General features: G+C 67.4%; 6 protein-coding genes and 5 pseudogenes. 3 read left to right on the top strand and 8 right to left on the bottom strand.

What is annotated here, in order from left to right; genetic code table 11:
• Positions 1–4: 4 nt before the first annotated feature.
• From F1642_RS04005 to F1642_RS15370, 7 genes and pseudogenes are all read right to left on the bottom strand, one after another.
• Positions 5–1,042, bottom strand: a complete 1,038-nt coding sequence (locus F1642_RS04005; RefSeq protein ID WP_045999059.1) for an extracellular solute-binding protein — start codon at positions 1,040–1,042, stop codon at positions 5–7.
• A 95-nt stretch (positions 1,043–1,137) separates the two neighbouring features.
• Positions 1,138–1,880, bottom strand: a pseudogene (locus F1642_RS04000) (SDR family NAD(P)-dependent oxidoreductase).
• A 58-nt stretch (positions 1,881–1,938) separates the two neighbouring features.
• Positions 1,939–2,823 carry a polyphosphate kinase 2 gene (ppk2, locus tag F1642_RS03995; protein ID WP_139598200.1) on the bottom strand — a complete coding sequence of 295 codons (885 nt, stop codon included), beginning with the start codon at positions 2,821–2,823 and terminating at the stop codon, positions 1,939–1,941.
• Positions 2,824–2,827: 4 nt separating this feature from the next.
• Positions 2,828–3,755, bottom strand: a pseudogene (gene metA, locus F1642_RS03990) (homoserine O-succinyltransferase).
• A gap of 1 nt (position 3,756) precedes the next feature.
• Positions 3,757–4,620 (bottom strand): ATPase, encoded by an 864-nt coding sequence (locus F1642_RS03985; RefSeq protein ID WP_194885531.1) that lies wholly within the window; start codon positions 4,618–4,620, stop codon positions 3,757–3,759.
• Positions 4,621–4,924: 304 nt separating this feature from the next.
• Complete coding sequence (locus F1642_RS15375; protein WP_370582770.1) at positions 4,925–5,539, bottom strand: hypothetical protein; 615 nt, start codon at positions 5,537–5,539, stop codon at positions 4,925–4,927.
• Positions 5,520–6,062: a hypothetical protein gene (locus F1642_RS15370; RefSeq protein WP_255522119.1), complete on the bottom strand. Its 543-nt coding sequence runs from the start codon at positions 6,060–6,062 to the stop codon at positions 5,520–5,522. Before F1642_RS15370 ends, F1642_RS15375 begins: the two co-directional genes overlap by 20 nt.
• Before the next feature lie 233 nt (positions 6,063–6,295).
• Here F1642_RS15370 and guaB point away from each other — a divergent pair.
• Positions 6,296–7,745: pseudogene (gene guaB, locus F1642_RS03975) on the top strand (IMP dehydrogenase).
• Positions 7,746–7,833: 88 nt separating this feature from the next.
• Here the strand turns inward: guaB and katG are convergent.
• A pseudogene (gene katG / locus F1642_RS03970) lies at positions 7,834–10,019 on the bottom strand (catalase/peroxidase HPI).
• Between the two features lie 249 nt (positions 10,020–10,268).
• On the opposite strand from katG, the gene F1642_RS03965 reads away from it, so the two are divergent.
• Together F1642_RS03965 and F1642_RS03960 are read left to right on the top strand one after the other, a co-directional pair.
• The gene (locus F1642_RS03965; RefSeq protein ID WP_194885530.1) at positions 10,269–11,417 is read left to right on the top strand and encodes an RsmB/NOP family class I SAM-dependent RNA methyltransferase; all 1,149 of its coding nucleotides are present in this window, start codon (positions 10,269–10,271) and stop codon (positions 11,415–11,417) included.
• Between the two features lie 648 nt (positions 11,418–12,065).
• A pseudogene (locus tag F1642_RS03960) lies at positions 12,066–13,565 on the top strand (ATP-binding protein); the annotation flags it as partial.
• Between the last annotated feature and the right edge of the window lie 29 nt (positions 13,566–13,594).

The following is a 13,594-nucleotide window of genomic DNA, read 5'->3' as shown; positions in this document are numbered from 1 at the left end:
GGGATCAGAAGCCGGCCTTGATCTTCTCGAACTCGGCCAACTGGCGCTGACGCAGTTCGGGGTCGTTCGGGGTCTGGGCCAGGACCGGGGCGTCGATCTCGGCCAGACCTTCGGCGACGGCGGGTTCGTCGGCAATGGTCGCCATGGCCGCGGCCGAGGTATGGCCATAACCGATCGTGTCCAGCAGCGCCTTGGCGGCCGACGGCTCCAGCCAGGCGTTGATGAAGTCATAGGCCTTGTCTTCGCTGCCCGGACCGTCCTTGACGTTCACGTAGCCGCAAAAGAAGGTCGACGACCCTTCGGCCGGCTCACGCTGAAAGCCCACCGGATAGTTGTCGGCCTGCAGATAGACGACACCGTCGTTCCATGACCAGGCCACGTCCACCGCACCCGACGCCATCAGCTGCGCCTGTTCGGACGGGTCGGCCCAGTAGGCCGCGACATTGGCATGCGCCTCGCGCAGCCAGGCGGCGGCGGCCTGGAACTGTTCGTCGGTCACCTCGGACCAGTCGGTCACGCCGGTCGCCAGATAGGCCAGCGCCCAGACATCATCCGAACTGTCGGGCAGCGAGGTGCGGCCCTGGTATTTCGGGTTGGTGAAGACGCCAAGGCTGGCCACGTCCTCGGCAGGCACGGTCTCGGTGTTGTAGGCGATGGCGGTGGCGCCCCAGTCGGTGGGGATGAACCACACGCCCTGATCGTCGCGGAACACCTCGCTGTCCAGGAACCGCTCCTCGATCTGCTCGAAGTTCGGGATGCGCGACGTGTCCCAAGGCTCGATCAGGCCGGCATCGCGGTACTTGCCGACCATCTGGCTGCAGGGATGGATCACGTCCGCCTTGAAACCCGACGCGACCTTCTGGAACGCTTCGTCGTCATCGCCGTAGAAGGCATAGGTCGGGCTGTCGCCGTGCTTGTCCACATAGGCCTGGAAGATCGAGGGCTCCTCGAACCCGGCCCAATCGAAAACCGTCAGTTCGCGGTCGGCGGCATAGGCGGGCAGGGCCGCCGCGGCCAGGATGGTGGTGGTCAGCAAGCGCATGAAAACTGGCCTCTCTGTTGTCGGATTTGCGACAACGCTAAGGCGGGCTGCGGGCGCGCGCAAGGGTTTCGCGCGCCCGTGATGGGCCTGTGTGCCTAGCGCATCCGCAACGCGCCGTCGACGCGGATCGTCTCTCCGTTCAGATAGTCGTTCTGGACGATGAAGGCGCAGGTCCGCGCGAATTCGGTCGGATCGCCAAGCCGCTTGGGATAGGTCACCTCGGCCGCCAGGCTGTCCTGCACGTCCGCGGGCAGGCCCTTGAGCATGGGCGTGCCAAAGATGCCGGGCGCGATGGCGCAGACGCGGATGCCCTGTCCCGCCAGATCGCGCGCCAGCGGCAGCGTCATGCCCGCGATGCCGGCCTTGGAGGCGGCATAGGCGGCCTGGCCCTTCTGCCCGTCAAAGGCGGCGATAGACGCCGTGTTCACGATCACGCCGTTCTGGGCACGCCCGTTCGCGGCCATGCGTTCGGCGGCCAGGCGCAGCACGTTGAAGCTGCCGATCAGATTGACCTCGATCGTGCGGCGAAAGCTGTCCAGACGGTGCGGACCGTCGCGGCCCAGGGTCTTTTCGCCCACCACCACGCCCGCGCAGTTCACGCACACATCGATGCCCCCCATCCGCGCCACGGCATGATCCAGCGCCGCCGTCACGCTGGCTTCGTCGGTGACGTCGGTCACGGCATAATGCGCGCCGATGGCGGATGCGGCTTCGGCCCCCGCCGGGTCGCGGTCCAGCACGGTGACCTGAGCCCCCATGTCGCGGAAATGCGCCGCGGTGGCGGCGCCCAGGCCGATGCGCCCCCGGTCACGACGGCGCGGCAGTTCGACAGATCCATGATCCCCTCCCAGGATGTTCCGGTCGGGTTCTGGCACGTGGGCGCGCGCGCGCCAAGATCAGTCGCGCAGCAGTTCCGGCCCGCCTGCGATCAGGGGGTCGCGCGTTCCGATGGCGGCCGGATCCTTGCCCGCGTAATCGACCGCGCCCAGAATGGTCTGGATCGCGGCGATCCGGGCGCGGCGCTTGTCGTCCGACCGGATCACGGTCCAGGGCGCGATCGGCGAATGGGACGCCGCCAGCGTGTCGCGGATCGCCGCGGTATAGTCGTCCCACCGGGCCAGCCCGTCCACGTCGATGCCGCTTAGCTTCCACTGCTTCAGCGGGTCCTTTTCGCGGTCCAAGAAACGCCGCAGCTGTTCGGCGCGGCCCACGTTCAGCCACAGCTTGACCAGGATGATCCCGTCGTCGACCAGCATCTGTTCGAACCCCGGCAGCTGGCGAAAGAACGCCGCGCGCTGCGTGTCGGTCGAAAAGCCGAAGACCCGTTCGACCACGCCGCGGTTGTACCAGCTGCGGTCGAACAGGGCGATCTCTCCGGCGCCGGGCAGCCAGTCGACATAGCGCTGGAAATACCACTGGCCCGCCTCGCGCTCGTTCGGTTTGGGCAGGGCCACGATGCTGGCCGACCGGGGGTTCAGGTTTTCGCGCACGCGCTCGATCGTGCCGCCCTTGCCGGCGGCGTCGCGCCCCTCGAACAGGACCACCAGCCGCTTTCCGCTGTCGATCACATCATGCATCATGCGAACCAGCTGCATCTGCAATGCAGCCATCTGCGGTTCGTATTCCGCCTTGGGCATCTCTGCGCTGTAGGGGAAGTCCGGGTCCAGGATGTCCTTGGACGACCCCTTCTGAACCGCCTTGCGGATCGGCGCGGGGGCCTCGTCCTGCAGATAGGCGGTGATCTTGCCCACCAGCGGCAGGTCCGGCAGTTCGGCGCCCATGTGCTCAGCCCTCTCCGATGCGCGACATGTCGTACCATGTCGTCTGATAGATCTCGTTGATCCAGTTACCGTAGAGCAGGTGCGCATGGCTGCGCCAGCGGTTCGCGGGCGCCCGCGTCGGATCGTCGCCGGGATAATAGTTGGCGGGCACGTTCACCGGTTTCCCCGCCGCGACGTCCCGGTCGTATTCCTCCTTGAGCGTGGTGCTGTCATATTCGAAATGGTTGAAGACATAGAGGGCACGATGCCCCGGATCGGCCAGCAGGCACGGCCCGACATCGGCGCTGGCCAGCAGGGTGGTCAGCGCAGGGCGGGCGTCCACGTCGTCCTGACGCACCTCGGTCCAGCGGCTGACCGGGACCAGCACCTCGTCCGAGAACCCGCGCAGATAGGGCGATGCCGGCGCCAGATTGGTGTGCCGGAAACAGCCGAACGCCTTGGCGGGCAGGGGGTGCTTGGGCAGGCCGTGGAAATGCGCCGCCATCGCCATGCCGCCCCAGCAGACCCCGAAGGTCGAATGCACATGGGTCTGCGTCCAGGCAAAGACGCGGGTCAGTTCGTCCCCAATAGGTCACGTCCTCGAATGGCAGATGCTCGATCGGAGCGCCGGTGATGACCAGGCCGTCGAACTTCTCTCCGCTGGCCTCGACGTCGCGGAACGGTCGATAGAAGCTTTCCATGTGGTCGGCGGCGGTGTTGCGGCTTTCATGGTCCGACATGCGGATCAGCTGAAAGTCGATCTGCAGCGGCGTGGCGCCGATCAGCCGGGCGAACTGGTTCTCGGTCTGGATCTTCTTGGGCATCAGGTTCAGCAGCGCGATGCGCAGAGGACGGATGTCCTGGGTCGCTGCACGACCCGGCGACATGACCATCACCCCTTCCTGGGACAGGATGCGATAGGCGGGCAGGCTTTCATTCAACGTGATGGGCATGTCAGCTATCCTTGCGCGCGATGGCGGTCGCGATCAGGTCGGTGAAATCGTCAGGGGTGCGGATCTGCGCCACCTCCTCGGCCAGGATGGTGACGCCGCGCCGGGCCATCGCCTCATAGCGCGGCTGGCGATGCGCCAGCGCCCGGGCATAGGTCCAGCGGATGAAGTCATCGGGGTTCACCTGGTCAGCTTCCAGCCCCTTTTCCACGCGATAGGCGATCCAGGCGCGTTCCAGGAACTGCGGCTGGTAATACATCGGCTTCGGCGCGCGGTCGAAACGGCGGACCAGTTCGGCGGTATGCGCGTCGCTGCCCTTGATCCAGACCAGCAGCAGGTCGCGCGACAGGGCGGTCAGGACCGGGTCGTCGGGATCGTCCGGATCCACGACCTCGCAGATCGAGCCGCCGCTGTCGCAGACGAAATGCGGCGTGCCGTAGATGTCGCCGGCGCGGTCCATGAAATGTCGGGTGTCCAGAAGCGAGGCGATCTCGGCCCGGCAATGCTGGTCCTGACGCTGGCAATAGGCGTCGAAGGGCAGTCCCCCGCGCGACGGGCTGCCGGGCTTGCCCAGATAGGTGGACAGCGGCGCCAGGTTGTCGAAGGTGATGTTGCTGGCGATATGCACGCTGTCAGACATCAGCAATTCGCGCAGAAACGGCACCTTCATCGCCTCGCGCTTGAAATTGTCGGCGATGTATTCACCCATGTAGCGCGTGCCGATCCGGTAATCGACGCTGTAGTGGAACCAGTCGCCCGTGTCCCGCAGCATCGAGGCCAGATAGGTCTTGCCCAGGCCGGACATGCCGAAAAGCACGACCCGCTTGCCCGCGGCGGCCCGCCATTCATCCGCGCTGCCATAGATCATCCCATGCCCTTTCCCTGCTCGGCCCCTAGGTAATCGCATGCATGCGGCATGGAAAGAGGCCGACCGCACGGGCGTACCACGCCGCGTCGCGCAGGACCCTCTGCGTCCCGCGCAGGCCGGGGGGCCAGCCCCCCGGACCCCCCACCGTCGCGGCATTCCGCCAGTTCGTTGCGCATCGTCGGCCTGTCCCCCGCGCAGGGGCGTTTGGACGATGTCGCCGCCCACCACCACAGGGTTGCCGTCCAACGAAAAACGGCCCTGTCGCGGAGACAGGGCCGATCGGTGACCTAAGATCAGGCGGCGATCAGAAGCTGTAGCCGATGCGGATGCCAATCCCCAGCAGGTCGCTGTCTTCCATCTGTGCACGGGGTTCGCCGCCGGTCTGGGGACGCGCGTCGCCCAGCTTGGAGTAGTTGATCCCCGTGGTGATCTTCATGTTGTCCATGGTGTAGACGGCGGCCAGCGTCAGGCCGAGGCGACCGTTGGTCGGCGCCAGGGGCGAGACCAGATCGTCGTTCTCCGGCTCGTAGACAAGCGCTGCGGAGCCGGACCATGTCTCGTTGAACTTGCGACCGACGCCGAGCGTATAGGTCGTCGTGTCCTCCAGCGACACGAGGCCGTCCGTGACGTTGAAGCCCAGCGGATCCGTCGCGGTGGGTGCGCGGGAGAAGATGCGCGGGTTCACGGTGAACTCCGACCAGTTGACCCAGCGGATGCTGCCGAAGACCAGCGTGTCCGCAGCGACGCCGGTCTGCGCTTCGAGGGTCAGCGATTCCGGGGTGTCGACGGTCGTGGTGGAACGTCCCAGGATGGTGCCATTCACGCTCTCGACCGTGTCGAACTGATGTTCGACCTTGGAGTTGTAGGTCAGCGAGACGCGACCCGCGATGTCGGGAATCTCATAGGCGGCGCCGACCACGAAGCCGACGCCCCCAGTCCTGGTCCAACTGCACGTTGTAGCCGCTGATCGGACCATAGGCCGCGCCGCTCAGCGTCACTTCGGCATCGGCGCGCGAGCCGCGCAGGCCGCCATGGAACGACAGGTTGTTGGGCAGCTTGTAGCGCATCAGGGCGGTCACGGTCGTCGAATCGACGCGCGCGCGGGTGCCGCCCAGCAGGAACGATCCCCCATCGGCGGCAGGGGTGTAGGTCACGTCCGCGCCGAAGGGTTGTTCGATGATCAATGCGGCCGACAGCGCGTCGTTGAACTGGTGCTTGTAGCCCAGGCCCACGAACCCATAGCCGTTTGCCACGTCACCCGTGTTACGCTGCGGGATCGGTGCGCCCACGGGAGGGCTGTCCGGGCCTTCGACGGTCGGGTCGGCGCCGCCGAAGCTGAGTTCCGCGTAATTGCCCTGTTCGAACAGGATGTTCAGTGACTGGGGCGCGCGTTCGATCCCCCCGGCCAGCAGTGGCGCGGTTCCCGCCAGCAGCGCGGCCATGCTCGTGATTGCGAATTTTCATGTCATCCTCCCTCGGTCGGGCGAACCGCCCCCGGAACCCACCGTAGCGCACGAACGTTATCGATCAATTACCCAAACACGCTGACGTGACGTCCGCGTCATGTCTGCCCGTATGCCGTGTCGTCCGTGCAACGCCTGCGTGCGGGCTGGACAAAGTGGACAGGGCGTGAAAGGGGAAACTGCCAAACGAGATTGCCGCAAGGACACCCCCCATGCAGATTCGTGAGGCCCTCACATTCGACGACGTTCTTCTGGTTCCGGCAGCATCGACGGTGCTTCCCTCGACCGCTGACGTGACCACCCATGTCACCCGGTCGATCCGGATGAACATCCCGCTGCTGTCATCCGCCATGGACACGGTCACCGAAAGCCGCATGGCCATCGCGATGGCGCAGGCCGGCGGCATGGGCGTGATCCACCGCAACCTGACGACCGAGCAGCAGGCCGACGAGGTCCGCCGCGTCAAGCGGTTCGAGAGCGGCATCGTCTACAACCCGATCACCCTGACGCCGGACCAGACCCTGGCCGATGCCAAGGCGCTGCAGGACCGATACAACGTCACCGGTTTTCCGGTCGTCGATGCGGACGGGCGCGTGCTGGGGATCGTGACCAACCGCGACATGCGGTTCGCCAGCGACATGCGCACCCCGGTGCGAGCCATGATGTCGTCGGACAACCTGGCCATCCTGCGCGAACCGGCCGACCGGGCCGAGGCGATCAGCCTGATGAAGGCGCGCCGGATCGAGAAGCTGCTGGTCACCGACGGGTCGGGCAAGCTGACCGGCCTTCTGACGCTGAAGGATACCGAAAAGGCCGTGCTGAACCCGCAGGCCTGCAAGGACGACCTGGGCCGCCTGCGCGTGGCCGCAGCCTCCACCGTGGGCGACGAGGGCTTCGAGCGCAGCTGCGCGTTGATCGAGGCCGGCGTGGACATGGTCGTGATCGACACGGCCCATGGCCATTCCGCAGGCGTCGCGCGCGCGGTCGAACGGGTCAAGGCGTTCCGCGAGGGCGTGCAGGTTGTTGCCGGCAACGTCGCCACGACCGAGGCCACGCGCGCGCTGATCGGCGCGGGCGCGGACGCGGTCAAGGTCGGCATCGGGCCGGGCTCGATCTGCACCACGCGGATCGTGGCGGGCGTGGGCGTGCCGCAACTGACCGCGATCATGGATGCCGTGGCCGGTGCGGGCGACATCCCGATCATCGCTGACGGCGGGATCAAGTTCAGCGGCGATTTCGCCAAGGCCATCGCCGCGGGCGCCAGCTGCGCCATGGTCGGCAGCGCCATCGCCGGCACCGACGAAAAGCCCCGGGGAGGTGATCCTGTACCAGGGCCGCAGCTTCAAGTCCTATCGCGGGATGGGCTCGCTGGGCGCGATGGCGCGCGGATCGGCCGACCGCTATTTCCAGAAGGACGCGGCCAGCGACAAGCTGGTCCCCGAGGGGATCGAGGGGCAGGTGCCCTACAAGGGGACGGCCAACGCCGTGGTGCACCAGCTGGTCGGCGGCCTGCGCGCCGCGATGGGCTATACCGGCTGCGCCACCGTCGCCGAGATGCGCACCAACTGCCAGTTCGTCCGCATCACCGGGGCAGGGCTGAAGGAAAGCCACGTCCACGACGTGCAGATCACGCGCGAAAGCCCGAACTACCGTCTGGGCTGAACATCGGCCTCACAGCGAAAAGGCGGCCCCCGCAAGGGGGCCGCCTTTGTCATGGGTGGTCGGGGCGCACGGATGCGCCCCTGCCGGATCAGGCCGCGATGTCGAAGCGGTCGGCGTTCATCACCTTGACCCAGGCGGCGACGAAATCACGGACGAACTTCTCGGCGTTGTCGTCCTGGGCATAGACCTCGGCATAGCTGCGCAGGATCGAGTTCGAGCCCACGGTCACGTCCACGCGCGACGCCTGCCAGCGGACGGCGTCGGTCTTGCGGTCGCGGATCTCATAGACCTCGGCGTCGCCTTGGGCCTTGGTCCAGCGGTTGGCCATGTCCGTCAGGTTGACGAAGAAGTCCTGCGTCAGCGCGCCTTCGCGGTCGGTCAGCACGCCCAGCTTGGACCCGCCATAGTTGGCACCGATCACCCGCAGCCCGCCAAGAAGGACGGTCATCTCGGCCGCGGTCAGACCCAGCAGCTGCGCACGATCCAGCAGCAGCTCCTCGGCGTTGACGGCGAAATCGGCCTTCAGCCAGTTGCGGAACCCGTCATGCACCGGCTCTAGCGCGTCGAAGGATGCCGCGTCGGTCTGCTCCTCGGTCGCGTCGCCGCGGCCGGGGGCAAAGGGCACGGTGATCGCGTGGCCCGCCGCCTGCGCTGCCTTCTCGATGCCGACATTTCCGGCCAGCACGATGACATCGGCCAGGGGGACGCCGGCCTCATCGGCGATGGGCTGCAGGACGGACAGGACGCGGGCCAGGCGCTCGGGTTCGTTGCCGGCCCAGTCCTTCTGCGGGGCCAGGCGGATGCGGGCGCCGTTGGCACCGCCGCGCAGGTCGGACCCGCGGAAAGTCCGCGCACTGTCCCAGGCCGTCGCGACCATCTCGGCCACGGTCAGGTCGGTCGCCGCGATCCGCGCCTTGAGGCCCTCGACGTCGTAATCGGTCCGGCCGGCGGGAACCGGGTCCTGCCAGATCAGGTCCTCGGACGGCACGTCGGGCCCGACATAGCGAGCCTTGGGACCCATGTCGCGGTGGGTCAGCTTGAACCAGGCGCGGGCGAAGGCGTCGTCGAAGCTTGCCGGATCGGCGATGAACTTCTCGCAGATGGCGCGATAGACGGGGTCCACCTTCATCGCCATGTCCGCGTCGGTCATGATCGGCATGGTCCGGATCGATGGATCCTCGACATCGGCGGGCATGTCCTCGGCTTGATGTCCACGGGCTCCCACTGCCAGGCGCCTGCGGGCGACTTGCGCAGCTCCCACTCATGGCCGAACAGCATGTCGAAATAGCCCATGTCCCACTTGGTGGGGTTGCTGGTCCAGGCGCCCTCGATGCCGCTGACCATCTGGTCGCGGCCGATGCCGCGGCGGCCTTCCTGCGCGTTCCAGCCCAGGCCCTGCTCGTGCAGCGCCGCGCCTTCTGGCTCGGCCCCCATATTCTCGGCCCGGCCGTTGCCGTGGCTCTTGCCGATGGTGTGGCCGCCGGCGGTCAGGGCGACGGTCTCCTCGTCGTTCATGGCCATCCGGGCAAAGGTCTCGCGGATGTGCTGGGCGGTGGCTGCCGGGTCGGGCTGACCGTTCACGCCCTCGGGGTTCACGTAGATCAGCCCCATCTGCACGGCGGCCAGGGGGTTCTCCATCGTGTCGGGCTTGGTCACGTCCGCATAGCGGCTTTCAGACCCCTCCAGGAACTCCTTCTCGGCGCCCCAGTAGATGTCCTTCTCGGGATGCCAGATGTCCTCGCGGCCAAAGGCAAAGCCGAAGGTCTTCAGACCTGCCTGCTCATAGGCGATGGTCCCGGCCAGCACGATCAGGTCGGCCCAGCTGATCTTGTTGCCGTACTTCTTCTTGATCGGCCACAGCAGGCGGCGACCCTTGTCGGTGTTGTTGTTGTCGGGCCAGCTGTTCAGCGGCGCGAAACGCTGGTTGCCGGTGCCCGCACCGCCCCGACCGTCGCCCAAGCGATAGGACCCCGCCGCATGCCAGGTGACGCGCGCGAACATGCCGACATAGCTGCCCCAGTCGGCGGGCCACCACTCTTGGCTGTCGGTCATCAGGGCGCGGATGTCGTTCTTCAGCGCCTCGACGTCCAGCGACTTCAGCTGTTCGCGATAGTTGAAATCGGGGCCAAGCGGATTCGTCTTGCGGTCATGCTGATGCAGGATGTCGAAATTCAGCGCACTGGGCCACCAGTCGGTGTTCGACGCCGCGGTCGAGGTATGGCTGCCATGCATCACAGGGCATTTGCCGGCGCTGTTCATCGGGTTGCCGTCCATCATCATCTCCATCTTGCGGGCCATGCGGGCGGTCCGGCGGCATGCCGCGGACCGGTCGCATCGCGGGCGATTCGTCATGGCCGGACAGTAGCTTGGTTAACGCATCAGGTAAATTTCGATTATCTGATCGACACCGTCAGGAATGCTGATGGGGCTGGCCCGGTCCCGCGTCATCATGATAGGCAGATGATCTGACAGATCAGCCAAGGGACCCATGACCCATCACACCCTTTCCGGACGGGCGACATCGTGACGCCCGCCGCCCGCATCAGCGCCGCCATCACCGTTCTGGACCAGATCCTTGCCGGCAGCCCTGCGGAACAGGCGCTGTTGCGCTGGTCGCGCGCCAGCCGCTTTGCGGGGTCGGGCGACCGGGCCGCCCTGCGCGATCTGGTCTTCGGTGCCCTGCGACGCCGCGACAGTCTGGCCGCCTTGGGCGGTGATCTGACGGGGCGGGGGCTGATGATCGGCCATGTCCGCCAATCCGGTCCGTCGCTGGACGCGATCTTCACCGGAGAAGGCCACGCACCATCACCCCTGACGGAGGCCGAGGCCGCCGTGGTTCCCCCCGACCCGCTGCCCGACGACCTGCCCGACTGGTTGCGCCCGGCCTGGCGGCAGGCCCTGGGCGATCAGGCCGATGCCGTGGCGCTGGCCATGACGCAGCGTGCGCCGGTCTGGCTGCGCGTAAACGGGTCGCGCGCGACGCCCGAACAGGCGGCGGCGGTGCTGGCCGCCGACGGGATCACGGTCGAGGCCGCGCCCCAGCTTGCATCGGCCCTGCGGGTCGTGTCGGGCGACCGCCTGATCGCGCGGTCCAGCGCCTATCTGGACGGCCTGGTCGAGTTGCAGGACCTGTCACCACAGATGGCCTGCGCGCGGCTGCCGTTGGCTCCCGGCCTGCGGGTCCTGGACTATTGCGCGGGGGGCGGCGGCAAGGCGCTGGCCCTGGCCGCGCGGCAGCCTGGCATGCAGGTGTCCGCCCATGACGTGGCCCCGGCCCGCATGGCCGATCTGCCCGCCCGTGCCGCCCGCGCGGTGGCCAAGGTCCAGATCCAGACGCAGCCGCGCGGGACGTCCGACCTGGTGGTCGCCGACGTTCCCTGTTCAGGATCAGGGACATGGCGGCGGACGCCCGACGCGAAATGGCGTCTGACCGCGGCGCAGTTGAGCGACCTCGTGGCGCTGCAGGCCCGCATCCTGGATCAGGTGGCGGCACTGGTCGCGCCCGGCGGTCTGCTGGCCTACATGACCTGTTCCCTCCTTGAGGCCGAGAACGGCGATCAGGTGGACGCGTTCCTGTCGCGTCATCCCGGTTTCCGGCGCATCGACCAGCAGGCATGGACACCCCTGACCGGGGGCGACGGGTTCTTTCTGGCCCAGCTGCGACAGGGTTAACGCAAATTTAAGCAAAGCCGCGCTACGCTGCGAAGGATCGGACGGAACAAGGGACGATTCGCGATGGCGCATCTTGACGAACAGGCGGGCCTGCCGCGCGGGGCGCTGGCGGCGCTGCCGCTGCTGCTGGCGCCGATGGTGCTGGGGGCGGCCGTGCTGATGGCGCGACCGGGCGCCGCGACCGGGACGGCGGCCGTGCTTGCCTCGACGGTCGCGGTGGCGTGGTACCTGCTGGGGGGCGCGGTCGCCGTGGGCCATCTGGCGCGCGGACTATCGGCCCGCAAGGCCCTGCGCGCCATCAGGGGAGAGGTGGCGACCGCCGCCGACCCGATCTGGATGTGCGATGCCCGCGGCCAGGTGCTGTTCCAGAACGAGGCCGCCCGGACCGAGTTCGAGGACCTGACCGGTCGCCCGGTCCTGTCGCTGATCGCGCGCCTGCGCGCCGATGCCGAAGGGCAGCTGGCCGACCTGACCGCTCGTGCGCTGCGGGTGGGCAATGCCGATCTGGAACTGGCCGAGGGAGAGATCCTGTCGCTGTCCTGCCTGCCCGACGCGCCGCTGCAGATCTGGTCGCTGCACCGCGCCGGGGTCCAGCCCGATGGGTTCGAATTGGCCCTGGCGATGGAGGAGGACCAGCCCCCCGCCGATGATTTCGACGCCATTCCCGTCGCGCTGCTGCGTCTGGCGACTGATGGCCGCATCTGCCGCGCCAATGCCGCCGCGCGTCACCTGCTGGACGGCATGCTGGCGGACGAGGGCCAGAACCTGGCCGAACTGCTGGAAGGGCCGGGACGCCCGCTGGCGGACTGGCTTTCCGACATGTGCGCCGGGCGCGCCACCAACGGAACGGAAATGCTGCGCCTGCGCCACCCCGACAGCCGCCAGGGAGAGATGCGCGACCGCTATTTCCAGCTGTCGCTGGCGCGCGACCCTGCCGAGGCTGGCCGCATGATCGCCGTGCTGACCGATGCCAGCGCCCTCAAGACGCTGGAGGCGCAGTTCGTGCAAAGCCAGAAGATGCAGGCCATCGGCCAGCTGGCGGGCGGCGTCGCGCATGATTTCAACAACCTGCTGACCGCGATCAGCGGGCATTGCGACCTGCTGATGCTCAAGCGCGACAAGGGCGATCCGGATTATGCCGACCTGGACCAGATCAGCCAGAACGCCAACCGCGCGGCGGCGCTGGTCGGACAGCTGCTGGCGTTCTCGCGCAAGCAGACGCTGCGGCTGGAGACGCTGGACTTGCGAGACACGCTGGCCGACCTGACCCACCTGCTGAACCGGCTGGTGGGGGAACGGGTGGGCCTGACCATTACCTACGATCCGGCGCTGCGCGCCATCCGCGCCGACAAGCGGCAACTGGAGCAGGTCATCATGAACCCTTGTCGTCAACGCCCGCGATGCCATGCCGCAAGGCGGCGACATCACCGTGCGCACCGAAAACCTTCACCTGTCCGAGGCGATGACCCGCGACCAGGTCACGCTGCCCAAGGGGCGACTATGTCCGCATCATCGTGGCGCGACCACGGCTGCGGCATCGCGCCGGATCATCTTGGCAAGATATTCGAGCCGTTCTTCACCACCAAGCGCACGGGCGAGGGACGGGACTGGGCCTGTCGACGGCCTATGGCATCGTCAAGCAGACCGGCGGCTTCATCTTCTGTGACAGCGTGCTGAGCGAAGGGACGACCTTCTCGCTCTATTTCCCGGCCCATGCCCGCGCCCAGATCGCGGCGGTTCCCGCCGCGCGTCCGGCGCCCCGGCCCACCCCGCAGCTGCAGACCGGCCCCAAGGCGACCGTGCTGCTGGTCGAGGACGAGGCGCCGGTCCGCGCGTTTGCCGCGCGTGCCCTGAAGCTGAAGGGGTATGACGTCCTTGAGGGCCGGATCGGGAGAGGCCGCGCTGAGCCTTCTGGAAGGGCGCGACGGTCCGGTCGATATCTTCGTCACCGATGTCGTGATGCCCGGCATGGACGGCCCCACCTGGTCCGCGAGGGGCGGCGGATGCTGCCTTCCGCCAAGGTCATCTTCATGTCCGGAATATACCGAAGACATTTTCGTGGACGGACAGGTGCCCATTGCAGACGCTTCGTTCCTGGCCAAGCCGTTCACGCTGACCGAGCTGACGCAGATGTCGAGATGCAGCTGAACGCGCCCCTCGGGCAGCGACCGGCTGCA

The organism is Paracoccus sp. NBH48, from assembly GCF_015390265.1.
Classification (GTDB): Bacteria; Pseudomonadota; Alphaproteobacteria; order Rhodobacterales; family Rhodobacteraceae; genus Paracoccus; species Paracoccus marcusii.
Note: the sequence above shows the minus strand (reverse complement) of the source record. Positions and strands in the feature narration are given on the sequence as shown.